Source organism: Pseudoalteromonas sp. A22 (genome assembly GCF_018141345.1).
In the GTDB taxonomy this organism is placed as follows: Bacteria; Pseudomonadota; Gammaproteobacteria; order Enterobacterales; family Alteromonadaceae; genus Pseudoalteromonas; species Pseudoalteromonas maricaloris.
Map to the genome: position 1 here is coordinate 3437087 of NZ_CP047238.1, position 23219 is coordinate 3460305.

Sequence of the window (23219 nt, forward strand, 5' to 3'; positions counted from 1 at the left end):
TGAAAGTAAAACCTATTGATCCAACGGAGTTAACCTAAACTTAGGTCATATAGGCAATCTCGCGCGCTTGACCACGCTATCAGGCATTTTGTTTGCCAATTGCCCTAGTGCTACCTGAATCCGCTTATGTAGCTTTTTATCTGCAACTGCGGAATGGAACAGCCATCGATAGGCGTCTTCATAATCTCTAGGACTACCATGACCTTGATTAAACACATCTACGAGCCTTAATTGAGCGTTTAAGTTGCCAAGTGCTGCGGCTTCTCTCAGATAGGTTACCGCCATCGCTTTATCTTCTTGCACTAACTGGCCAACATCATAGTAGCGACCTAATTGTTCAAGCGCCGCGGCAAGGCCCTGCTCTGCAGCCCTTTTCATATAATAAAGGCCGAGCTCAACATCTCTGTCTACACACACGGCATAAGCTAACATGTCACCATAAAGAAACTGATACGAAGGCAGCGCCATGATTTCAGCACGCGCTTCAATATCTTTAACCAGCTGGCACTCATCCGCTTTAACCCGAGCAAGGTGTTGATTTTTTTCAATGAGTGCTAGTAGCTCTTGCTGCGTATACAAAGGCACAGCTTCGATAGCCTCTTCGGCAGATACTTTGCTCTGTATACTGAGACTTAAGGAGACACTCAATGCTGAAGCTGCAAAATAACGAAGTAAGTAATTCATCGAAGACCCATCAAAGTAAAGCTGATTGTTTAACTATAGCAGGCTGCAAAGGCAAATTACTTGCTCTGCAGCAACATCGACACTCAAATTTGATTAAGCATTATTTACGCCAAAGCGAAGTCTAATTTCATCATCTGAGCAAACATTCGCTTAGTTATCGGCAGAAAGACAAAAACTTGTAGGGTAATAGACACAAAAAAAGCTGCCGTAGCAGCTTTTTCTTTATTAATCGACAGCAGAATTATTCAGCAAAAGGGTTGCGAACAATCATTGTCTCAACGCGGTCTGGGCCTGTTGAAATGATATCAATTGGCACGCCAGTGATTTCTTCTAGGCGCTTGATATAGTTGATAGCGGCTTCTGGAAGCTGCTCAACAGAAGTTGCACCAAAGGTGTTTTCGCTCCAACCAGGCATTTCTTCGTATACTGGAGTCACTTTCTCATAGCCTTCAGCAGCAAGAGGAGTCACATTAGTCACAGTGCCGTCTTCTAATTGGTAACCAGTACAGATTTTCACTTTTTCTAGACCATCAAGTACGTCTAGTTTAGTTAAGCAGAAACCACTGATGCTGTTGATTTGAACTGCACGGCGCATTGCCACTGCATCAAACCAACCGGTACGACGTAAACGACCAGTCGTTGCACCAAACTCGTTGCCTTTCTCACCTAAGTGTCTGCCAACTGGGTCTTGCTTATCTTGACCATCGTAAAGCTCTGTAGGGAAAGGACCTGAACCAACACGAGTTGTGTAAGCTTTAACAATACCTAAAACGTAATCTAAGTGAAGCGGACCAAAACCTGCACCAGTCGCAACACCACCAGCCGTCGTGTTTGATGAGGTTACGTACGGGTAAGTACCGTGGTCAATATCAAGTAATGTACCTTGCGCACCTTCAAATAGAATATGGTCGCCAGCATTACGCGCTTGATCAAGTAGTTCAGTAACGTCAACAATCATTGACTTAAGTACTTTTGCTACTTCCATTGCATCATCGTATGTCTTCTGGAAGTCTACTGGCTCTACTTTGTAGTAGTTAACCAAGGCGAAGTTGTGGAACTCTAATACTTCTTTAAGCTTCGCAGCAAATTGCTCTGGGTTGAAAAGATCGCCAACACGTAAACCACGACGTGCAACCTTATCTTCGTATGCAGGACCAATACCACGGCCAGTTGTACCAATGGCTTTTTCACCACGCGCTAGTTCACGCGCTTGGTCTAGTGCAACGTGGTAAGGCAAGATCAAAGGACATGCTTCGCTGATCAATAGACGCTCACGTACAGGAACGCCACGCGCTTCAAGCATGTGGATTTCTTTCATTAGTGCATCTGGTGCAAGTACTACACCATTACCAATTACACATTTAACGTCTTCGCGTAGTACACCTGATGGGATCAAGTGTAGTACCGTTTTCTCACCGTTAATTACTAGTGTATGGCCAGCATTGTGTCCGCCTTGATAGCGAACAACTAAAGAAGCCTTATCTGTAAGTAGGTCAACTACTTTACCTTTACCTTCGTCACCCCATTGGGTGCCTAATACAACGACGTTTTTACCCATTGCAAATTCACTTAGAAAAAATTAGGCGCAGATTTTACCAGAAAACCATAGTCGAAATCACCCCAATTTGCCTAATTTTTCTGCTTTCAATAAGATTGACGATGTAAAGCATCAAGGCAAGGTACATAACTTGTTGAAAAGGTGGATTAATAGCTGAAAATCAAACAACGCATTTTATTTTTATATCAAAATAGCTGTATTGTTCGGATTAATCGATAACTATCTCTTTGTTATCAAAAGTAAACTTTTATAAAACGTAAAAAGCCCAAAGGTTAACCTTTGGGCTTTTTAAAATATAGCTCAAGCTTGCTCGCGAGCAGTTAAGCTTGAGTGACTAGCCTATAGCTCTAAATCGTCTTCAACTTCAGCAAGACCTTTATCTTCTCCCTCTTCAGGCATAATAACCGCTTGCGCTAGGAGCATTTCTCTCAACTTGCCTTCAATTTCGTTGGCAATCTCAACATTTTCTTTTAAGAACTTAATCGAGTTTGCTTTACCCTGGCCAATCTTATTGCCGTTGTAGCTAAACCAAGCACCCGCTTTATCAACCAGTTTGTGTTTCACACCTAAATCTATCAACTCACCTTGTTTCGACGTACCTTCACCGTACATGATGATGAACTCAGCTTGCTTAAATGGTGGTGCTACTTTGTTTTTCACAACCTTAACGCGAGTTTCGTTACCAACAACCTCATCACCTTCTTTCACTGAACCGATACGACGAATATCAAGACGTACGGATGCATAGAATTTAAGTGCGTTACCACCAGTTGTGGTTTCAGGGTTGCCAAACATCACACCAATCTTCATACGAATTTGGTTGATGAAAATACATAATGTGTTCGAACGTTTGATATTAGCAGTAAGCTTACGCAATGCTTGTGACATGAGTCGAGCTTGCAAACCAACATGTGAGTCACCCATATCGCCTTCGATTTCAGCTTTAGGGGTAAGTGCTGCTACCGAGTCAATAACAACCAAATCAACCGCACCAGAACGAACTAACATGTCACAAATTTCGAGTGCTTGTTCACCGGTGTCTGGCTGTGATACTAATAGCTCATCAACATTAACGCCTAGCTTTTCAGCATAGATTGGGTCGAGTGCGTGTTCAGCATCAACGAACGCACATGTTTTACCAAGCTTCTGCGCTTCTGCAATCGCTTGTAATGTTAGCGTTGTTTTACCTGATGATTCTGGACCATAGATTTCAACAATACGACCAGTTGGTAAGCCGCCGATACCAAGTGCAATATCCAGACCTAGTGAACCAGTTGAGATGGCTTCAATATCTAGCGCCTTGTTCTCACCTAGTTTCATGATTGAGCCTTTACCAAACTGACGCTCAATTTGTGATAGTGCTGCGTCTAATGCCTTTTGCTTGTTATCGTTCATTTGCTTCTCCAATTCAGCGTAATGACACCTAGTATACTGTATGAAATTACAGTATCAAGTAGAATTTTATGATTTTACCATCGCTATAGTATTTTTTAATGCAAATTCAATAGCTTGAACTCTTATTTCAGCCCTATTTCCAGTAAATGCTTGGTGAAATGCCTGAACTTTGTCACTATTTGCAATAGCAAACCATACAGTACCTACTGGCTTATCAGCACTGCCCCCTGTTGGTCCTGCGATACCAGACACAGCAATGGCAACTTCGGCATGGGCTGCCCGCTGAGCGCCTTTGGCCATCTCCAAAACCGTTTGCTCGCTCACTGCACCAAATTGCGTTAGCGTTTGTTGTGATACTCCCAATAATTCATGCTTAGCTTGATTACTGTATGTCACAAAACAACGTTCTATATATGCAGAGCTCCCCGGCGTATCTGTTAACGCATAACTCACCCCACCACCCGTACATGACTCTGCGGTAGTGATTGTTACGCCGTTATTCGTTAGAATAGCGCCCAATTGTGCCGCATATTCGGCTATCTCTTTGTAGTGCTCCATAGGAAAACCTTTTAGGTATCAACAATGTCGTCAGATCTATATTCAGAACACACTATAAACCAACAAACCCCAATGATGCAGCAATACCTGCGAATTAAAGCTCAGCATCAAGAAATCTTGCTGTTCTATCGCATGGGCGACTTTTATGAACTCTTCTTTGACGATGCCATCAGAGCTGCGCAGCTTCTTGATATTTCTCAAACCTATCGGGGCAAAGCCGGTGGCAATCCGATTCCAATGGCAGGTGTTCCCTATCATGCAGTTGAAAACTACCTAGCTCGCTTGGTACAACTGGGTGAATCTGTTGCTATTTGTGAGCAAGTTGGCGACCCTGCGACCAGTAAAGGTCCTGTAGAACGTAAAGTTGTGCGTATTGTTACTCCAGGTACCGTCACCGACGAAGCACTATTGCAAGAACGCCAAGATAATTTACTTGCGGCGGTCTACCAACATCCAAAAAACTTAGGTTATGGCGTTGCCTATCTTGATATTAACTCGGGCCGATTTAATATCGTAGAGCTACAGACTGACGAAGCACTTAACTCTACGCTACAGCGCTTGCAACCCGCAGAATTGTTATATCCAGAATCATTTCAGAACCTTTTAGTGCTAGAAAGTATTAAGGGCAGTCGCCGCCGCCCGGACTGGGAGTTCGATTTAGACACAGCAAAGCATTTACTTTGTCAGCAGTTTGAAACCCGCGATTTAGTCGGTTTTGGTGTCGACAATGCCAATATGGGTTTAATCGCTGCGGGTTGTGTCATGCAATACGTGAAAGACACACAGCGCACGGCATTACCTCATATTCGTGCGATCACGCTCGAAAAGAATGAGCACGCGGTGATCTTAGATGCCGCGACGCGCAAAAACTTAGAGCTAACACTGAACCTCTCTGGCGGTGTTGAAAACACCTTAGCGCAGATTTTAGATAAGTCTTCAACGGCCATGGGTTCGCGCTTACTAAAACGCCGTATTCATACGCCCGTGCGCGAACGCAAAGAGCTCAATGCTCGACTCAATGCGATTGCGAGCCTTATCGAACAACAACTATGCATGGAAGTTTACGATGCACTAAAACACATTGGCGATATTGAACGAGTTGTAGCACGGTTAGCGTTGTTTACCGCTCGTCCGCGTGATCTAACGCGTTTAAGAAGTGCATTACAAGCGTTACCGCCATTGCATGATATTTTACAAGATGCGACGGATGCGAGACTTCAGTCTATCATTAGCCACTCACCGGCATTACCTAAGTTACAAGATTTGTTAGAACGAGCGGTTATCGACAATCCCCCTGTTCTCATTCGTGATGGTGGAGTGATAGCACAGGGTTACAATGCAGAGCTTGACCAGCTACGCGCATTAAGCGCAGGTGCCACGGATGTTTTAGAAAAACTTGAAGAAAGAGAGCGCGAACGCACAGGGATCTCGACATTAAAAATTGGCTATAACCGCGTTCACGGATTTTATATTGAGATCAGCCGCGCCAATTCGCACTTAGTGCCTGCAGAATACATTCGCAGACAAACACTGAAAAATAACGAACGCTATATTATTCCTGAGCTAAAAGAGCATGAAGACAAAGTGCTTGGAAGCCAATCGAAAGCACTAGCACTTGAAAAGCGCCTATATGAAGAGCTCTTTGAACTCATCGCTCCTTATATTGAACAATTGCAAGTCATGGCAGCGGCGCTTGCCGATTTGGACGTACTAAACACCTTAGCTGAACGTGCTCAGACACTAGACTATTGCAAGCCCACGCTTACCGAGGGCACTGAAATTGATTTAGTGGATGGTCGCCACCCAGTCGTAGAACAAGTAAGTAAAGAACCATTCATTGCCAACCCAGTAAAACTCAACGATGAACGTAAAATGCTCATTATTACTGGACCAAATATGGGTGGTAAATCGACCTATATGCGTCAAACCGCGTTAATCGTGTTGATGGCGCATATTGGCAGCTATGTACCGGCAAGCGCAGCTACCATCGGAATTGTCGATCGTATTTTTACTCGCATTGGTGCCAGTGATGATCTTGCCTCTGGGCGCTCAACCTTTATGGTTGAAATGACCGAAACTGCAACCATTTTAAACAATGCAACCGCCCAGTCGTTAGTGCTGATGGACGAAATTGGTCGCGGGACAAGCACCTATGACGGTTTATCACTCGCTTATGCGACAGCGGATTATCTCGCCAGCAAAATTGCAGCAAAAACACTGTTTGCAACTCATTATTTTGAGTTAACCGAATTGGCTGAGCAGCAAGCCGGCCTTGTTAATGTGCATTTGGATGCCGTTGAACATAACGATACCATTGCCTTCAAACACACCGTGATGGAAGGGGCTGCAAGTAAGAGTTTTGGTTTACAGGTAGCAAGTCTTGCCGGCGTGCCAAAAGCGGTGATTAAGTTGGCGAAACAGAAACTTGCTTTGTTAGAGCAACATCAGAGCGTCGTTGGCGATAAGCCTGTTCATGTTACAGCGCCTGTACAGCAGAGCTTAATGCTTGCCAATGAGCCTTCTGAGGTTGAAACGCTACTTGCAGATATGGATCCCGATGATTTGACACCAAAGCAAGCTCATGCTTTGCTATATCAACTTAAATCTATGCTATAGAAAGTAAAAAGCGGCTAAAAGCCGCTTTTTTAATGTTCTCTCACAATTAGAACTTGTGGTTATACTGAAGACCAAAGATCATCGCATGGCCTTTAGAGCGATAGCCCCACTCACTGAATCTGTCAGCTTCAGTGAAAGTTTGTGTTTTACCTCTTAAAACACTGATCCCGAAATCTACAGTTGCTTGGTTAGCAAGTGTATACTCCGCACCAAATGAGTACCAAGTACGGTCTGTATCAGGAATTGAGATAGACAAATGGTTTTCATCCGCTGGTGATTCATCATACGCCATACCTGCACGTAGCTTCACCGCATTACTAAGCTGATAGTCAGCACCAACTGCAAAACGTAATGAATTAGAGAAATTCTCTTCTTTAGTGAATACTGAACCTGCGTTACCAACTACAGCTTCAAGTTCATCAAAACTATTCCAGCCAGTCCAAAGTACGCTGTAGTGTAGTGAGGTTTCTTGGTTTAGTTTATGAGAACCTGAGATCTCAGCAATCGCAGGTAACGTTACATCTACTGAACCTGGTAGTGACGCGCCATTCAAGCCGCCAACCGCTGCTGGTAAGTCGTTGCTAAAGTGACCATCAAATGTGATATCTGTTTCACTACGGTAATGGAAGCCGATTAGGTTGTTTTCATCAATTTGATAAGCAACGCCTAGGTTCCAACCAAAGCCATAATCGTCACCTTCTAAATGTACTGCTTGAGTACTTGCTGGCAAACCTGTCGTTGTCGCGCCAAGGTTACGGACGATTTTAGCATCGGCATAAACTTCATTAATACCAAATGCTACGCTCCATTGCTCATCAATTTGGTAAGCAGCAGAGATACCTAAGTTAACGGTCTTAATTTCAGTTTCACCCGCGATTTGGCCAGCAACATAATCCTTATCGAATTCTGTAGATAGGCCAAACTGTGAATAGATACCTGCACCAATCGACCATTGGTCATTATATTTGTGTGTTGCATATATAGCAGGAATAATAGCACTTGGTGCGATGCTGTTGTCATTTAACGCAGATGCAGGGATACCATTGCTAGTACCTGTTCCCGTCAGGCTTACGTCCGGTTGAACATACATAGCTGCTACTGATAATTGCGTGCCTGATAGCTTACCCATCAATGCTGGGTTACGTGCAACCACTGACGCATCGTCGGCTGCAGATGCTTCACCCGCATAAGCACGACCAAGGCCAGATACGTTTTGTTCCGCAAGTTGGAAGGCGGCAGCTAGTGCTTGTGATGACGATAAAATCGCACCTGATGCGATAAGACCTAATAATACTTTGTTCATACTCTAATCCCCTGTGAACTAACCATTTCCTGAGTAATGGTTAAAAAAACCAATTCGAGTAACACTGCGTAGCCTCACTTTGACCTTGCTCACCTAGCCAATATCCAGCTATGCCACACACCCACCAAATTGGCAGAATAATAAATTCATGACACCCTACCTAAAAGTGGAGTAGAAATCTCCTTTTTTGCGACTTTTCGTTGATTAAGTGAACATATAACGAACAAATTACGCACTTTATAAACTCATCGGATGAGATAAATTATCAAATGATAATAATTACCAATATCATTGACGTACCTTCATCCCTTATATACACTCTTCAATCTGAGTATGAGTCATTCTGTGTGCTAATCGTGCCAAGGAGAACAACATGTCGATAGCATTAATCGTTTGCGCATTGGTATTTTGCGGTCTCAGCGTATATTGCCTGTGCAAAGCAAACTACTGTGCCTGTCGCCACGCAGGAGAGTGTGATAATCCGGTCAGTCAATACTGGCTAGGTGCAATTGTCGCAGCGCTGCTATCACTGCTGCTAAGCTGTGCGGCGTTACATTCGGAAAAGGGAACATTACTGTGGATATTAATGATGGCAAGCTGTATGACTGGCGCAATGCTCTCTGCTAGATGGCAAAATCTCAAAAGACGCTGTAAAAACGCTTTCTTCCCAGTCGCGCAATCCAAGCTTTAAATCAATAATTGATCTCTTAGCAATCGTGAGAGGTTAATTTGATAATCAAGCGGCCTGACACTTGCGATCACTTTGATGTCTGACTCGCTTAAATCCAAATCTTTTGCCGTAACATGGTGGAGATGTTTGGTATTGTAAAACACTCGTACAAGAGGCGCCGTGGGTGCATGTTTATTGCCTTCGAGTACCAATCCTAATCGCTCGTTGGTCAGTTTAACAATAGTTCCTACGGGGTGAACCCCCATACACTTAATAAAACGTTGCACTAAAATAGGGTCAAATTGCTTTTTACTCGACAGCAAAAAGCGTAACGCATTAATAGGCTCATCAGCCTCTTTGTGGTGCTGATCTGAGGTTATGGCGTCGTATACATCCACAATCGCCATCATTCTTGCCGCGGTGCTGAGTGCGTCGTCTTTAATCCCTCTGGGATAGCCTGTACCATCTAAGCGTTCATGATGGTTGATGATCATGTCCAGCATGATTGGCGTGATCCCAGACTCTCCTTTGCTCAACCCTAAAGACTGTGCCACATGTTTTTTGACCGCACGATACTCAAGATCGGTAAAATTGCCCGGCTTATTGATCAGCCCCTGCGGTAACTTAGCGTGACCAATGTCATGCAACATCGCCCCCATGGCTAACTGTTCAATAATGTGATGTTGCAAGCCAAGGTGTTTGGCAAATACGGTGATCAGAATGGCGCAGTTGGTCATATGACGCCAATTGTAGGCATCTTTGTCTTTGATCCGAGTTAAAATCGCCATCGCATTTGAATTACGCAGTACCGAATCGACGATGTCTTTACTCACCTCATTGATGAGGCTCATATCAACCTTCAAACCCGATGTTACATCTCCATATAGGCTTTGGATCTGACGGTTATTCTTTTCAAACTTTTGCATCGCAACCGCAAATTCTTGCTGCAAAGTTTGCTCTTTACTCACCGTTTTGGCTTTGGATTTTGGCTTGCTGCGAGCGGTGGAAAGACTGCCATCCATGCCATTTTTGGCGGCTGGTTCTTCAGGGGCTTGTGGTGCTTCAGTGACCGGTTCTGCTGGCTGCTGATATTTCTGTGGTACAGGAATATCGCTCTGCGTAAAGTCGATGGTGAGCTCCAGTACCCCTTTATCAATCAGTTTTTGAATGATAGCTTCATCTCTGACCATTCCCCGAGATTTGATCTTAATGCCCGCGTCAGACTTATGCTTGTGAACATTATCCACAAACATTCCTGGTCTAAGATCTTCAATGGGGAGGACAATCTGCATGAATCGCTTACACTACGTAGTTAGCCAATGAATATTAATACCATTGAATGAGATGAAACACCATCTATTCAGATTAAATTCACACAAAGGTATGGTGAAATTACAACCACTCAAAAACGCTTGTTATACCAATTTGCTTAATTAAGTGATCTAATTTGAGGTGTTTGTGAGGTGTTGCTGGAGGGGAAACCCAACACCGTATACATGCTGGGTTTTATACAGTTGCTATTCTTGGAAATAAGTTCCCCAGCCGTCGTATTCAACGCCAGCGTCTAGTGCAACCTTTTCTAACTTGTCTACGTCTTCCATGATAACGTCGGTATCCAGTTCGGCTTCTACTACAACATCAAAGCCCCAAATTTTACCGCCGTCTTCGAGCTCAAGCTCTGCTGGTTCTTCAACATCATAGCCCAATTTAAATGCCGCTAATGCCGCTGCTTCCAGCTTGTCAAAATCCTCGCTTACAAAGTGATGTTCTACTTCATAAAGTGTTTCAGGGTTTGAACCGTCTTCTAGCAATGAAGAAACGATGTCTTCACTTATCTCACGCCAGTTTTCCATTATTTTAATCTCGCTTTTGCATCTAGTTCAGCTATTCTTTGAGCCATTTTAGCATGGATCTGAGCAGCGTGATCCCTTGCTGGCACTTCTGGGTCTAAATATTCTGGCTCTAGTATATCGATATAGACCTTACCATTATTCCAACGATTGAGCTTTATCTGCTCATGTGTTGAACTCATACATACTGGGATAATAGGCACATTGGCGCTCATTGCAGTATGAAATGCCCCGGTTTTAAATGGCAACAAACCGCGACCATAGCTTCTGGTTCCTTCAGGGAACATCCAAACCGATAGTTTTGACTCGGTGATTTTTTTTGCTGATTTGGTCAGTGTACCTAAAGCTTTAGAGCGATTAGCTCTATCAATCAAAATGTTGCCAGATAGCCAATACATTTGCCCAAAGAACGGGATCCACTTTAAGCTTTTTTTCCCCATGCTGACGGTGTTTTTTGGCACCACGGCCGGCAGCGTAAAGAGATCATAATTATTTTGATGATTTGCAACATACATCGCAGGAACAACATGCTTGGCATTTTCATGCTGCGTGATCACCAACTCAACGCCTATCAACTTTGACATATAGCCATACCATTTGGCTATCGTGTGCACATTGTTGGCATGAAAAGGACGCACAATGCACAATAACAATCCGCAAATACCACTAACAATGATAAACACTGCTAATAAGAGAATTCGTATAATGGCAATCAATTTAACCACTCCAGAATTAAAATCTCGCGCATTATAGTAAAATAAGCGAACACTTGTAAGCTCAAAATGATGATAGTTTTGAGATTGCCAGAGGAGTCTGTAGGTATGATAGTTAAGATACTGATCTGTTTATAGAAAATAAAAATGCCGCTGAGTAGCGGCATTTGACACACGATTTATCATTTTTGCTAAATTTAGCTCATTGCGTTTTGCAGCTTTTTCATTGCTGACTTTTCTAGCTGGCGTACACGCTCTGCCGACACGCTATATTTCTCAGCTAAATCTTGTAGCGTTGCCTTTTCGTCAGCAAGCCAACGTGCACTTACGATATCTTGAGAACGCTCATCAAGCGTTTTCAGTGCTGCAAATAGGCGATTATGTGACTGCTCTTGCCACTGCTCTTGCTCAACTTCTTCAGCAAGGTCACTACTTGTGTCTGTTAAATACTGTACTGGAGAGAAGTTACCCGCTTGGCTTTCGTCATCATCAGCAGATAGGTCAAAGCCCATATCTTGGCCTGCCATACGCGATTCCATCTCGCGAACTTCTTTCTCACTTACACCAAGCTCGTTTGCAACCGTTGTCACTTCGTCTTGGTTAAACCAACCTAAACGCTTTTTATTTTTGCGCAGATTGAAGAATAATTTACGCTGCGCTTTTGTCGTCGCAACTTTAACAATACGCCAGTTCTTTAATACATATTCATGGATTTCTGCTTTAATCCAATGTACCGCAAAAGAAACAAGGCGCACACCCACGCTTGGATCAAAACGCTTTACTGCCTTCATCAATCCAATATTACCTTCTTGGATTAAGTCAGCCTGAGGTAGGCCATAGCCCGAATAACTTTTTGCGATGTGAGCAACAAATCTCAAATGAGACATAATGAGCTGCTTAGCCGCGTTAAGATCCCCTTCTTCCTGAAGACGTGTCGCAAGTTTTCTCTCTTCCTCAGCGCCAAGCATAGGTATTGTGCTTACAGATTGAAGGTAACCTTCAACACTTGCGCTCTGCTGCCCAGTTAGTGCTAATGCGTATAAATCTTTAGTCATGTTTCACCTCAGTGATAAACCGTTTCGTGTATATTTAGCACTCTAACATCTAGAGTGCTAAATGCAATCTACTTTATCTGATTTTTAAAATCAACCTTTTTAGAAGAACTTCAAAAATAAAATATAACCTACTGAATAATATTAAAAATATTGAATTAACTAGGCTTCTTTTTACGATATTATTTTTTTATGACAGTGCTAAATTTAATTAGTTCTGATTGTTTGAGTGCTAAAATTTGATAGTAATTGGCAATCGACTGCTACACTTTAGCAGTCGATTGGTGTTTGTAGCGTTAAATCATACCTTTTCAGGTTCAATCTCTTTGATATAACGGTGTACAGAAAGAAAAGAGCCTACAAACCCTAAAGTAATCGCAGTGCCAAGTAGTACTAAAAGTTCATTCCCTGCCATTCCCTGAAGCACAAAGTTGCTTTGATATACCCCAACAACTGTAGATACAGCTGACTCCAGCCACCACAACATAAGGCCAACACAGATAAAGGCAACCAAACCACCGACTATGCCATACCATACACCAGTCCAAAGAAACGGAGCCTGAATAAAGGTATTGGTCGCTCCCACCAGTTTTAGCACTTGGATTTCTTCTTTCTTGTCCATGATAGATAAGCGTATGGTATTTCCAATAATCAAGATAACGGCACTAAGCAATAGAAACCCCACGGTGATCACACTCTCTTTTAGTAACCCCAGTAGTGCATTTAGACGCTCTAGCCATTCAATATCCAGCTTACCAAACTCAACCTCTCGTTCTTTTTCGAGTTTAGTGAGAAGCTCTGTTGCGGCTTGTGGTTTTCTAAAACGACTAACAGGCGTTACCAACACAACATTAGGCAGCGGGTTTTCTTCTAAATAGTTAAGCGCCTGACCAAAGCCAGACATAGACTTAAATTCATCCAAAGCTTGGCTTTTATTAATCAGTACTACTTTTTCTATTTCTGGATAGAGTGCAAGTCGCTTCACCAGAGTTTGTGTCTGTGCCTCTGTCATTTCGTCTTTAACAAACAATGATATTTCAGATGCCTCTTTAAACCCGCTACTTACCTGCTGTACATTTTTCACTACCACATAAAGCGTCGCTGGCAATGTCAGGCTGAGTCCCAAAACTAGAATAGTCATTAAAGAGGCCATTGGCGTACGCCACATTTCCCCAAGGCTCTGTACACCTTGACGAATAATCATCAAACAAAAAAAGTAAAAATGATGAAATACCGACTTTTTACTCTGTTCAGCCTGATTTCCTCGTCCTTTAAACAGCAAACTCATAGCGTGTCCTCCGCCAGCGGATCTTGTAGCATGCGTCCTTGATTAAGCGTGAAGCTACGGTATTTCATACGTGCTATTAACCCCAAATCATGAGTAGCGATAAGAACGGATGTACCACGGCGATTAAATTCTTCAAATAGGTTCAGAATTTCCATCGATAGTTCTGGGTCTAAGTTCCCCGTAGGTTCGTCTGCAAGCAGCAAAGGCGGCGAGTTAACAATCGCTCTTGCTATGCCAACACGTTGCTGTTCACCTCCAGATAACACACTCGGATGGCACTTTGCTTTATCAAGCAAACCCACCTTGTCCAGAGCGGCATGTACTCTTTTGGTGATCTGTTTATGGTGAGTACCTTCAATAACTAAAGGTAGTGCGACGTTATCAAATACGCTGTAACGTTCGAGTAGGCGGTGGTTTTGAAAAATAATCCCAATATCTCGGCGAACGAAAGGAACCTGCCGGTTAGATACCGTATTGAGATCGACACCATTAATGTAGACACGGCCTGCTGATGGCCTTTCCATCACGCTAACCAACTTTAATAATGTACTTTTACCAGCGCCACTGTGGCCGGTTAAAAATGCGAGTTCTCCATTTGCAAGTTCAAAGCTCACTTTTTCCAGCGCTTTGTGCCCACCAGGATAAGTTTTGCTCACTTGCTCAAATTTAATCATGTTGGCCTCTTATACTTATTTTAACCATGACACTCAGTCCGTGGCATTGTAGCAATTCGGCAATCGAATAAAGCGGGCAAATTTGCCCGCTTTATTGCAACTGATGTCTCTATTTATTCTTGACTGAACAATGCCTCGATAAAGTCATCACTCTTAAAGGTGCGTAAGTCATCAATGCCTTCACCTACACCTATATATCGAATTGGTACCTTAAACTGATCCGCCACAGCAAAGATAACCCCACCTTTGGCTGTACCATCAAGCTTAGTTAACGTGATACCAGTTAAGCCAACCGCTTGATTAAACAGTTTTACCTGACTAATCGCATTCTGACCAGTTCCGGCATCAATCGTCAACATCACTTCATGTGGCGCATCAGGGTCTAACTTTTTCATTACTCGAGCTATCTTCTCAAGCTCTTGCATTAGGTTATCTTTATTTTGTAATCGACCCGCTGTATCCGCTATTAATACATCGATATTTCTCGCTTTAGCGGCTTGGAAGGCATCAAATACCACCGACGCAGAATCAGCTCCGGTGTGCTGGGCAACAACAGGGATACTGTTTCTTTCACCCCATACCTGCAACTGCTCTACCGCAGCCGCGCGGAAAGTATCGCCAGCCGCCAACATGACAGATTTACCTTCGCTTTGAAACTGTTTGGCAAGCTTACCGATTGTTGTCGTTTTACCAACGCCATTTACGCCAACCATTAAGATAACAAAAGGTTTCTTATCGGCAGGGAACTCAAGCGGTTGCTCTGCCGTATTTAAGATCTCTGACATTTCTTTTTTCATTAGATCATATAAAGCTTCACCGTCTTTTAACTGCTTTCTATCAGCAGCATCAGTCAGGTTATCTATCAGCTTCATCGTAGTTTCAACACCAATATCAGCTGTTAGCAATTGCGTTTCTAGATCTTCGAACAACTCATCATCGATTTTCTTGCCTTTGAATACCGAAGCAAAGCCTGAGCCGATATTAGCCTTGGTTTTCAACAAGCCTTTTTTAAGACGGGAGAAGAAACCTTCTTTTTTCGGCTTTTCTTGTTCTTGAGCTAATTGTGCCTGACGCTCTGCTTCTTCACGCTCGGCTTGCTCTTTAGCCAATTGTGCCTGACGTTCTGCTTCCTCACGCTCGGCTTGTTCTTGAGCTATTTTTGCTTGGCGTTCCGCTTCTTCACGCTCAGCTTGCTCTTTGGCTAACTGTTCTTGGCGTTCTGCTTCTTCACGCTCGGCTTGCTCTTTAGCCAATTGCGCCTGACGTTCCGCTTCCTCACGTTCAGCTTGTTCTTTCGCTAATTGTGCCTGACGCTCTGCCTCCTCACGCTCAGCTTGTTCTTTCGCAAGTTGTGCCTGACGTTCTGCTTCTTCACGCTCGGCTTGTTCTTTCGCTAATTGTGCCTGACGCTCTGCTTCTTCACGCTCAGCTTGTTCTTTCGCTAATTGCGCCTGACGTTCTGCTTCTTCACGCTCAGCTTGTTCTTTCGCTAGTTGTGCCTGACGTTCTGCTTCTTCACGCTCAGCTTGTTCTTTCGCAAGTTGTGCCTGATGTTCCGCTTCTTCACGCTCAGCTTGTTCTTTCGCTAATTGTGCCTGACGTTCTGCTTCTTCACGCTCAGCCTGTTCTTTCGCAAGTTGTGCCTGACGCTCAGCCTCTTCACGCTCAGCTTGTTCTTTCGCTAATTGTGCCTGACGTTCTACTTCCTCACGCTCGGCTTGTTCTTTTGCAAGTTGCGCCTGACGTTCTGCTTCCTCACGCTCGGCTTGTTCTTTCGCTAACTGTTCTTGGCGTTCTGCCTCTTCACGCTCAGCTTCTTCTTGAGCTAATTTTGCTTGGCGTTCTGCCTCTTCACGCTCAGCTTGTTCTTTCGCTAACTGTTCTTGGCGTGCTGCTTCTTCACGCTCAACTTGTTCTTTCGCTAATTGCGCCTGACGTTCTGCTTCCTCACGCTCAGCTTGTTCTTTTGCTTGTTGCGCCTGACGCTCAGCCTCTTCACGCTCAGCCTGTTCTTTAGCCAATTGTGCCTGACGTTCTGCTTCTTCACGCTCAGCTTGTTCTTTCGCTAGTTGTGCCTGACGTTCCGCTTCTTCACGCTCAGCTTGTTCTTGAGCTAATTTTTCTTGGCGTTCTGCTTCTTCACGCTCAGCTTGTTCTTTTGCAAGTTGTGCTTGACGTTCGGCTTCTTCACGCTCGGCTTGTTCTTTTGCTAACTGTTCTTGGCGTTCAGCTTCTTGTTGCTCTTTATCGGATTTACCAAAGCCCAACCAAGATAAAAATTTGTTTTTCTTTCCCATATTCACTTATGACCGTGTTAGATAAATTGCATAAACCCAAAGCAAAATGTTGATGATCTTGCTACCATACTCGAAAACGCCAATCCGCATCAGCTTATTGCTTTTACTTGGATTGATATCACACTTAATTTTGGGCTCGAAAGGCAAGCCGAGGATGGCAACCTTAGTGCTTAGACAAAATTGCGTGCAAGTGTACCATGTTCCGTAAGGATGAAAAATCCTGACACCAAGAACCTTTAATAAAGAAGCAAATTACGTCGCTATGAGAAAATCTAAGCCCAAGTCAAATACCAAACAATCTGGTTTCATCCGCCTGATCAGTGGTAAGCATAAAGGTCGCAAGTTACCTGTTCATGATGTTGTGGGATTAAGACCAACAACAGATAGAATGAAAGAAACCGTTTTTAATTGGCTCATGCAGGACGTAAGAGACGCAAAAGTACTCGATTGCTTTGCTGGTGCTGGCAGTCTAGGATTTGAGGCTATTTCGCGCTTCGCTGCAAGCGGGACCTTTATCGAACTGGATAAAACCGCGGCGACGCAGCTTAGCAATAATGCAACTTTACTCAAACTGGATAACGTTGAAATCATTAATACCGACGCGTTAACCATGCTGGCAAATAACCTTAAGCAACAGCAATATGACTTGGTTTTTATTGACCCCCCCTTTCGCAAAGGACTTGTGACTCCTTGTTGTGACTTACTTGAGTCACAATCTTGGCTCAGCGAAGACGCACTCATCTATGTTGAATTTGAACAAGAAGCACAACCTGAAACACCAGAAAATTGGCAAGTGATTAAAGAAAAGCATGCAGGACAAGTGATCTGCCGCCTTTATCAGCGCTGAAATTCCCTCACAAAGAATGAAAAAACAGCCGCTAGCGTATAACATGACAGGGCTGGTGTTTTTAGCTATAATTTAGGCTTTACATGCGGTCTTGCTTCAGATTACAATACCGCACCATTTTTGAACCAATTGGCTAGTTTTTAGCCAGATAGAGCTAAGCTCATTAATTAGGTAGGTGAATTTTTAATGCCAGTAATTAAAGTAAGAGAAAACGAGCCGTTTGACGTTGCACTACGTCGTTTCAAACGTTCATGTGAAAAAGCAGGTATCCTTTCTGAAGTTCGTCGTCGCGAGCACTACGAGAAGCCAACTGCTGAGCGTAAGCGCAAAAAAGCTGCAGCGGTTAAGCGTCACATGAAGAAGCTTTCTCGCGAAAACGCACGTCGCGTTAAATTATACTAATCAGTATTGGTCTTGTATCAATGAGCTTATTAGTTACGCTAAAAGACGCGCAAAAAGAAGCGATGAAAGCCAAAGAGAAACTTCGTCTTGGCGCGATTCGTGCGGTACTTGCTGAAATTAAACAGCGAGAAATCGACAACCAAACTACACTAGACGACGCAGGTATTACTGCGGTTTTAGTTAAGTTGGTTAAGCAGCGTCGCGATTCTTATACCCAGTATAAAGATGCAGGGCGTGAAGACTTAGCTGATATCGAAGCTAACGAAATTAGCGTACTTGAGACATTCCTTCCTAAGCCACTTAGCGAAGATGAAATTGTCGAGCTAATTGATGCCGTGATTGCACAAACTGGTGCGTCAGGCATGCAAGACATGGGCAAAGTAATGGGTGCGATTAAAGCAGAAGCTGAAGGTCGTGCTGATATGGGTAAAGTCTCTGGTTTAATTAAGCAAAGACTTACCGCTTAAGCCCACATACAATTGTATGATTGATAAGTGAACCGAGCCTAGTGCTCGGTTTCTTCGTTTTAGGCGTCATGCGCATCAATGCAGCGCTAATAAGATACCTTAATTGAATTAAGTTGATTTTTTCTCGTTGCTACTTGATATAATGCGCTCACTCACTAATACAACTTCGGAACATAAATGAAAGGCAAAATCCCTAGACAGTTTATTGATGACTTGCTCGCAAGAGCGGACATTGTCGAGCTCATAGACGGTCGTGTGGGATTAAAAAAAGCAGGAAAAGACTATCAAGCCTGCTGTCCATTTCACAATGAAAAAACGCCTTCATTTACCGTGTCACGTGATAAACAGTTTTATCATTGCTTCGGATGTGGTGCTAATGGCAACGCAATTTCCTTTTTAATGGAATACGACAAGCTTGAGTTTGTTGATGCCATTGAGGAACTAGCCGCCCTATTAAACTTAGAAGTACCACGCGAAAACGCCCCACAAGGGCCGCAGCGTTCAATGGAAGAAAAAAAGTCTGACTATGACTTAATGCTCCAAGCCGCTAAGTTTTACCAGCATCAGTTAAAACACCATAGCAATGCCACTCAAGTAATTGACTACGTAAAAGGCCGCGGCCTAAGTGGCGAAACTGTACAAAAGTTTATGATTGGTTATGCACCACCTGAGTGGGAGTCATTGTGTAATCAAATAGCCCGCAAGCCTGAGCACAAACAACAGCTACTTGATTTGAAATTAGCATCAGAAAAGTCAGCTGGCCGCCAATTTGACTTCTTCCGCGATCGCTTGATGTTCCCTATTCGTGATAAACGTGGTCGTGTCATCGCATTTGGCGGAAGGATAATGGGTGCAGATCAAGGCCCTAAATATCTAAACTCGCCTGAAACACGCATTTTCCATAAAAGTTTCGAACTTTATGGTTTTTATGAAGCTAAACAAGCACATAAGCAATTAGATAAAGTGTTGATTGTGGAAGGTTATATGGACGTCGTTGCCCTAGCAGAAAAAGGCATTGATTACGCCGTTGCCGCATTAGGCACTGCAACCACCGCTGAACACATGCAAACTTTGTTTCGTAATACCGACAGAGTGATCTGCTGCTACGACGGTGACAGAGCTGGCCGCGATGCTGCTTGGCGTGCGCTTGACCACGCTTTACCTAACTTAAAAGACGGTAAGTCTCTACAGTTTGTCTTTTTACCTGATGGTGAAGATCCAGACTCATTGGTACAGCAAGAAGGCAAAGATGCCTTTGAAGCACGGCTAGATACAGCAAGCGATTATACGCAAGTATTGTTTACCAAATTACGTGAGCAATGCGACCTTACAAATGATGCAGGCAAATCCAAGCTGCTTACCGATGCCATTCCACTGATCAGCAAAATACCCAGTGACTACTACCAAGAGAGTTTATTAACGACCTTGGCCAGGTTAATTGGTCGTACTCGTGAGCAACTTAGTGCTAAATTGGCAAGTAACAAACAGCAGAATAAAATTGAGCGCCAATTTAAAGTCACGCCGATGCGTCGAGCGATCGGTTTACTGCTCCAACATCCACAGCTTGCGCAAACGGTTGAGTATATGCCTGAACTCCGTGAAATGGCGATCCCAGGTATTCAACTGCTGCTGAGCTTACAAATGTTATGTCACGATAATCCGCAAATAAACACAGCACAGTTACTTGAACATTATCGCGATCAGGCTGAATTCGACGCCTTGAAAAAGCTTGCGGTGTGGCAACATGGCGTTGCTGAAGATAGGCTAGAAGACGAATTTAAAAATACTTTTCAATTTATTGAAGATCAGTGTTTAAATTATCGCCTAGAGACCCTATTAATAAAGGAGAAAACCGAAGGCCTAACAAATGATGAGCGGCTAGAATGCGCACTCCTTACCCAAGCGCTTAAACAGTAGAAGTTCTAGTCAATAGCAATTTTCGGTGCTATAATGTTCTATTCACTGCGTCATCAAAATTTAGCTGTTAAATAGCTGGCGCCTGTTGTATCAACTTTTCAGAGTGGAAGCAAATTTCTCTATGGATCAATCTCCTCAGTCACAACTCAAACTTCTGATTCAGAAAGGTAAAGAGCAAGGTTATTTAACTTTTGCAGAAGTTAACGATCATCTTCCACAAGACATCATAGACTCAGATCAGGTAGAAGATATCATCAGCATGATCAACGATATGGGTATTCAGGTCTCTGAAAATGCGCCTGATGCTGATGAGTTGATGATGCAAGAAACAACAACAGATGAGGATGCTGCGGAAGCAGCGGCTGCGGCTTTAGCAACAGTAGAAAAAGAAATTGGCCGCACAACTGACCCTGTTCGTATGTACATGCGTGAAATGGGTACGGTTGAACTTCTAACTCGTGAAGGCGAAATCCAAATCGCTAAGCGTATTGAAGAAGGGATCAACCAAGTACAGATTTCTGTTGCAGAATACCCTGAAGCTATTACTTACCTGCTAGAGCAATGGGACAAGTACGAAGCAGAAGAAATGCGCCTAAGCGACATTGTTTCTGGTTTCTTTGATCCTAATGCTATCGAGGAAGACGAAGCACCAATTTCAGCAACACACATCGGTTCTGAGCTAAGTGATGAAGACTTGGATGACGAAGATGATGATGAAGATGATGAAGATGATGACTCAGAAGAAGGCGATTCAGGTCCAGATCCTGAAGAAGCTCGTGAGCATTTTGAACAACTTCGTACGCTGTACAATAAAGCGCGAGAAATTTTTGAAAGTAAAGGTCGCTCGCACCCAGATGCGAAAGCTGCAATTCAGGAAATTGGCGATCACTTCCGTACTTTCAAGTTAGTTCCTAAGCAATTCGACCGCATGGTAAATAACATGCGCGACATGATGGATAAAGTGCGTGTTCAAGAACGCATCATCATGAAGCAAGCAGTTCAGATTGCTAAGGTTCCAAAAAAGGTTTTCGTTAAGCACTTTGCTAACAATGAAACCGATACCGCATGGATCGATGCTGAAATTGCATCAGGTGAAAAACACTCAGCAAAACTTGCTGAAGTAAAACCTGAAATCGAGCGTTGTGTTAACAAGCTTAAAGCGTTTGAAGATAGCACAGGTCTTAGCATTGAGCGTATTAAAGACATCAACCGTCGCATGAGTATTGGTGAAGCAAAAGCTCGCCGTGCGAAGAAAGAAATGGTTGAAGCGAACTTACGTCTTGTAATTTCAATCGCTAAAAAGTATACCAACCGTGGTCTGCAGTTCTTGGATCTGATCCAAGAAGGTAACATCGGTCTGATGAAAGCGGTTGATAAATTTGAATACCGTCGTGGTTATAAGTTTTCAACATACGCAACGTGGTGGATCCGTCAGGCGATCACGCGCTCAATTGCGGATCAGGCAAGAACTATCCGTATTCCAGTGCATATGATTGAAACAATCAATAAGCTGAATCGTATCTCTCGTCAAATGCTACAGGAAATGGGCCGTGAGCCAAGTCCTGAAGAATTGGCAGAACGTATGATGATGCCTGAAGATAAGATCCGCAAAGTGTTAAAAATCGCTAAAGAGCCAATCTCAATGGAGACGCCAATTGGTGATGATGAAGATTCACATCTTGGTGACTTTATCGAAGACACTACTATCGAGTCGCCGATTGATTCAGCAACGATGGAAAGTCTTCGTGGCGCAACCAACGAGGTACTTGCAGGTCTTACCGCTCGTGAAGCTAAAGTACTACGTATGCGTTTTGGTATCGATATGAATACAGACCACACGTTAGAAGAAGTGGGTAAACAGTTTGATGTAACACGTGAGCGTATTCGTCAGATTGAAGCTAAAGCGCTACGTAAGCTGCGCCACCCTTCTCGCTCAGATCTATTAAAGAGCTTTTTAGACGTTAAGGGCTAAAAAGTAGCAAATAAGATTAAGGCCGCTATTCAGCGGCCTTTTTTATAGTAATTGGATTAAATAGGTATACACACATGGCTTGGATCCAAATCCGAATTTATTCAGATAAAGCCGATGCCGATGCGTTAAGCGATATGCTTATGGATGTCGGTTGTCCGTCTGTCACATTCATGGATAGTAAAAACAATCCCGTTTACGAACCAAAACCTGGCGAAGTCATCTTATGGCCTGAGACAACGGTGATCGGTTTATTTGAAGCGAACCATGATATGCAAGCAGTCGTTGACTTTGTCCAGTCACAATATGACAAGCCGTTAAACTACAAGCTTGAACAGCTAGAAGACAAAGACTGGGAACGCGAGTGGATGGATAATTTCCACCCAATTAAGTTTGGCGAGAGATTATGGATTTGCCCAAGCTGGCGTGATGTGCCAGATCCCAATGCCGTCAATGTGCTACTGGATCCTGGTCTTGCATTTGGTACTGGTACTCATGCCACAACCGCACTTTGCCTGCAATGGTTAGAACAACAAGACCTCAGTGGCAAAACGGTCGTTGATTTTGGTTGTGGCTCTGGGATTTTAGGGATCGCAGCAATCAAATTAGGCGCTGAGCGTGTGATTGGTATTGATATCGATCCACAAGCGCTTATCGCAAGCCGCGATAATGCCGAGCGTAATGGCGTTGCAGATAAGCTAGAAGTGTATTTACCTGAAAATCAGCCGCAATTCAGTGCTGATATCGTTGTTGCTAATATTCTTGCACAGCCGCTGAGAGAGCTACACGAAATCATTCTCGGCTTCTTGGGCGACAAAGGTGCCATCGCCATGTCTGGTATTTTAGAAGAGCAAGCACAATCTGTTGCGGATGTTTATACACCATTTTTAAAGCTAGACAACATTGCTAAACAGGGTGAATGGACGCGCGTCAGCGGTGTGAAAAAATAAGGCTGCTAA

At 43.5% G+C, this 23219-nt stretch carries 20 protein-coding genes; 8 read left to right on the forward strand and 12 right to left on the reverse strand.

Annotated elements, in window-relative coordinates; all coding sequences use genetic code 11:
• Nucleotides 1-45 precede the first annotated feature (45 nt).
• The 4 genes from GSF04_RS20410 to GSF04_RS20425 form a co-directional block, all read right to left on the reverse strand.
• Complete coding sequence (locus tag GSF04_RS20410) at nucleotides 46-684, reverse strand: SEL1-like repeat protein (protein ID WP_010378945.1); 639 nt, start codon at nucleotides 682-684, stop codon at nucleotides 46-48.
• 241 nt (nucleotides 685-925) lie between these two features.
• A complete protein-coding gene (locus tag GSF04_RS20415; RefSeq protein WP_211858629.1) occupies nucleotides 926-2242 on the reverse strand; it encodes an adenylosuccinate synthase in 1317 nt (438 codons plus the stop codon).
• Nucleotides 2243-2581: 339 nt separating this feature from the next.
• A complete protein-coding gene (recA, locus tag GSF04_RS20420) occupies nucleotides 2582-3637 on the reverse strand; it encodes a recombinase RecA (protein WP_017218478.1) in 1056 nt (351 codons plus the stop codon).
• Between the two features lie 66 nt (nucleotides 3638-3703).
• Nucleotides 3704-4195: a nicotinamide-nucleotide amidohydrolase family protein gene (locus tag GSF04_RS20425; protein WP_211858635.1), complete on the reverse strand. Its 492-nt coding sequence runs from the start codon at nucleotides 4193-4195 to the stop codon at nucleotides 3704-3706.
• 24 nt (nucleotides 4196-4219) lie between these two features.
• On the opposite strand from GSF04_RS20425, the gene mutS reads away from it, so the two are divergent.
• A complete protein-coding gene (gene mutS / locus GSF04_RS20430; protein ID WP_211858636.1) occupies nucleotides 4220-6811 on the forward strand; it encodes a DNA mismatch repair protein MutS in 2592 nt (863 codons plus the stop codon).
• 46 nt (nucleotides 6812-6857) lie between these two features.
• On the opposite strand, the gene GSF04_RS20435 is transcribed toward mutS, so the two are convergent.
• Nucleotides 6858-8114: an outer membrane protein transport protein gene (locus tag GSF04_RS20435; RefSeq protein ID WP_211858637.1), complete on the reverse strand. Its 1257-nt coding sequence runs from the start codon at nucleotides 8112-8114 to the stop codon at nucleotides 6858-6860.
• Between the two features lie 373 nt (nucleotides 8115-8487).
• On the opposite strand from GSF04_RS20435, the gene GSF04_RS20440 reads away from it, so the two are divergent.
• A complete protein-coding gene (locus tag GSF04_RS20440; RefSeq protein WP_211858638.1) occupies nucleotides 8488-8805 on the forward strand; it encodes a hypothetical protein in 318 nt (105 codons plus the stop codon).
• Here GSF04_RS20440 and GSF04_RS20445 read toward each other — a convergent pair.
• From GSF04_RS20445 to ftsY, 7 genes are all read right to left on the reverse strand, one after another.
• The gene (locus tag GSF04_RS20445; RefSeq protein ID WP_130164977.1) at nucleotides 8802-10076 is read right to left on the reverse strand and encodes an HD domain-containing phosphohydrolase; all 1275 of its coding nucleotides are present in this window, start codon (nucleotides 10074-10076) and stop codon (nucleotides 8802-8804) included. The genes GSF04_RS20440 and GSF04_RS20445 overlap by 4 nt on opposite strands.
• Before the next feature lie 225 nt (nucleotides 10077-10301).
• Nucleotides 10302-10637 carry a ribonuclease E inhibitor RraB gene (rraB, locus tag GSF04_RS20450; protein WP_010374098.1) on the reverse strand — a complete coding sequence of 112 codons (336 nt, stop codon included), beginning with the start codon at nucleotides 10635-10637 and terminating at the stop codon, nucleotides 10302-10304.
• Nucleotides 10637-11350: a 1-acylglycerol-3-phosphate O-acyltransferase gene (locus tag GSF04_RS20455; protein ID WP_010374100.1), complete on the reverse strand. Its 714-nt coding sequence runs from the start codon at nucleotides 11348-11350 to the stop codon at nucleotides 10637-10639. The genes rraB and GSF04_RS20455 overlap by 1 nt, the downstream gene beginning before the upstream one ends.
• Nucleotides 11351-11544: 194 nt before the next feature.
• The gene (gene rpoH / locus GSF04_RS20460) at nucleotides 11545-12402 is read right to left on the reverse strand and encodes an RNA polymerase sigma factor RpoH (RefSeq protein WP_039493011.1); all 858 of its coding nucleotides are present in this window, start codon (nucleotides 12400-12402) and stop codon (nucleotides 11545-11547) included.
• Nucleotides 12403-12700: 298 nt separating this feature from the next.
• Nucleotides 12701-13687, reverse strand: a complete 987-nt coding sequence (gene ftsX, locus GSF04_RS20465; RefSeq protein ID WP_211858639.1) for a permease-like cell division protein FtsX — start codon at nucleotides 13685-13687, stop codon at nucleotides 12701-12703.
• Nucleotides 13684-14361 (reverse strand): cell division ATP-binding protein FtsE, encoded by a 678-nt coding sequence (ftsE, locus tag GSF04_RS20470; RefSeq protein WP_017218471.1) that lies wholly within the window; start codon nucleotides 14359-14361, stop codon nucleotides 13684-13686. The genes ftsX and ftsE overlap by 4 nt, the downstream gene beginning before the upstream one ends.
• Nucleotides 14362-14474: 113 nt before the next feature.
• Nucleotides 14475-16658 carry a signal recognition particle-docking protein FtsY gene (gene ftsY / locus GSF04_RS20475; RefSeq protein WP_211858640.1) on the reverse strand — a complete coding sequence of 728 codons (2184 nt, stop codon included), beginning with the start codon at nucleotides 16656-16658 and terminating at the stop codon, nucleotides 14475-14477.
• Nucleotides 16659-16920: 262 nt separating this feature from the next.
• Between ftsY and rsmD the strand changes: the two genes are divergently transcribed.
• The 6 genes from rsmD (at nucleotide 16921) to prmA (ending at nucleotide 23210) form a co-directional block, all read left to right on the forward strand.
• Nucleotides 16921-17505, forward strand: coding sequence for a 16S rRNA (guanine(966)-N(2))-methyltransferase RsmD (gene rsmD, locus GSF04_RS20480; protein WP_010607193.1), 585 nt, complete (start codon nucleotides 16921-16923; stop codon nucleotides 17503-17505).
• A gap of 186 nt (nucleotides 17506-17691) precedes the next feature.
• Nucleotides 17692-17907 (forward strand): 30S ribosomal protein S21, encoded by a 216-nt coding sequence (gene rpsU / locus GSF04_RS20485; protein WP_010362466.1) that lies wholly within the window; start codon nucleotides 17692-17694, stop codon nucleotides 17905-17907.
• A 20-nt stretch (nucleotides 17908-17927) separates the two neighbouring features.
• A complete protein-coding gene (locus GSF04_RS20490) occupies nucleotides 17928-18374 on the forward strand; it encodes a GatB/YqeY domain-containing protein (RefSeq protein ID WP_010374111.1) in 447 nt (148 codons plus the stop codon).
• Nucleotides 18375-18551: 177 nt separating this feature from the next.
• Nucleotides 18552-20291, forward strand: coding sequence for a DNA primase (gene dnaG, locus GSF04_RS20495; RefSeq protein ID WP_211858641.1), 1740 nt, complete (start codon nucleotides 18552-18554; stop codon nucleotides 20289-20291).
• 121 nt (nucleotides 20292-20412) lie between these two features.
• Nucleotides 20413-22263 carry an RNA polymerase sigma factor RpoD gene (gene rpoD, locus GSF04_RS20500; protein ID WP_211858642.1) on the forward strand — a complete coding sequence of 617 codons (1851 nt, stop codon included), beginning with the start codon at nucleotides 20413-20415 and terminating at the stop codon, nucleotides 22261-22263.
• A 74-nt stretch (nucleotides 22264-22337) separates the two neighbouring features.
• Entirely contained in the window at nucleotides 22338-23210 is an 873-nt protein-coding gene (gene prmA / locus GSF04_RS20505; RefSeq protein ID WP_211858643.1) for a 50S ribosomal protein L11 methyltransferase, read from the forward strand.
• The last annotated feature ends 9 nt before the right edge of the window (nucleotides 23211-23219 follow it).

What these genes read in the sequence shown, in the direction of transcription:
- GSF04_RS20415 (WP_211858629.1), bottom strand. Translation starts at nt 2,242, where the DNA reads ATGGGTAAAAACGTCGTTGTATTAGGCACCCAATGGGGTGACGAAGGT.
- dnaG (WP_211858641.1), top strand. Translation starts at nt 18,552, where the DNA reads ATGAAAGGCAAAATCCCTAGACAGTTTATTGATGACTTGCTCGCAAGA.
- GSF04_RS20490 (WP_010374111.1), top strand. Translation starts at nt 17,928, where the DNA reads ATGAGCTTATTAGTTACGCTAAAAGACGCGCAAAAAGAAGCGATGAAA.
- recA (WP_017218478.1), bottom strand. Translation starts at nt 3,637, where the DNA reads ATGAACGATAACAAGCAAAAGGCATTAGACGCAGCACTATCACAAATT.
- ftsY (WP_211858640.1), bottom strand. Translation starts at nt 16,658, where the DNA reads ATGGGAAAGAAAAACAAATTTTTATCTTGGTTGGGCTTTGGTAAATCC.
- rpoH (WP_039493011.1), bottom strand. Translation starts at nt 12,402, where the DNA reads ATGACTAAAGATTTATACGCATTAGCACTAACTGGGCAGCAGAGCGCA.
- GSF04_RS20425 (WP_211858635.1), bottom strand. Translation starts at nt 4,195, where the DNA reads ATGGAGCACTACAAAGAGATAGCCGAATATGCGGCACAATTGGGCGCT.
- GSF04_RS20435 (WP_211858637.1), bottom strand. Translation starts at nt 8,114, where the DNA reads ATGAACAAAGTATTATTAGGTCTTATCGCATCAGGTGCGATTTTATCG.
- GSF04_RS20445 (WP_130164977.1), bottom strand. Translation starts at nt 10,076, where the DNA reads ATGCAGATTGTCCTCCCCATTGAAGATCTTAGACCAGGAATGTTTGTG.
- rpsU (WP_010362466.1), top strand. Translation starts at nt 17,692, where the DNA reads ATGCCAGTAATTAAAGTAAGAGAAAACGAGCCGTTTGACGTTGCACTA.
- prmA (WP_211858643.1), top strand. Translation starts at nt 22,338, where the DNA reads ATGGCTTGGATCCAAATCCGAATTTATTCAGATAAAGCCGATGCCGAT.
- rpoD (WP_211858642.1), top strand. Translation starts at nt 20,413, where the DNA reads ATGGATCAATCTCCTCAGTCACAACTCAAACTTCTGATTCAGAAAGGT.
- rsmD (WP_010607193.1), top strand. Translation starts at nt 16,921, where the DNA reads ATGAGAAAATCTAAGCCCAAGTCAAATACCAAACAATCTGGTTTCATC.
- GSF04_RS20440 (WP_211858638.1), top strand. Translation starts at nt 8,488, where the DNA reads ATGTCGATAGCATTAATCGTTTGCGCATTGGTATTTTGCGGTCTCAGC.
- ftsX (WP_211858639.1), bottom strand. Translation starts at nt 13,687, where the DNA reads ATGAGTTTGCTGTTTAAAGGACGAGGAAATCAGGCTGAACAGAGTAAA.
- rraB (WP_010374098.1), bottom strand. Translation starts at nt 10,637, where the DNA reads ATGGAAAACTGGCGTGAGATAAGTGAAGACATCGTTTCTTCATTGCTA.
- mutS (WP_211858636.1), top strand. Translation starts at nt 4,220, where the DNA reads ATGTCGTCAGATCTATATTCAGAACACACTATAAACCAACAAACCCCA.
- GSF04_RS20410 (WP_010378945.1), bottom strand. Translation starts at nt 684, where the DNA reads ATGAATTACTTACTTCGTTATTTTGCAGCTTCAGCATTGAGTGTCTCC.
- ftsE (WP_017218471.1), bottom strand. Translation starts at nt 14,361, where the DNA reads ATGATTAAATTTGAGCAAGTGAGCAAAACTTATCCTGGTGGGCACAAA.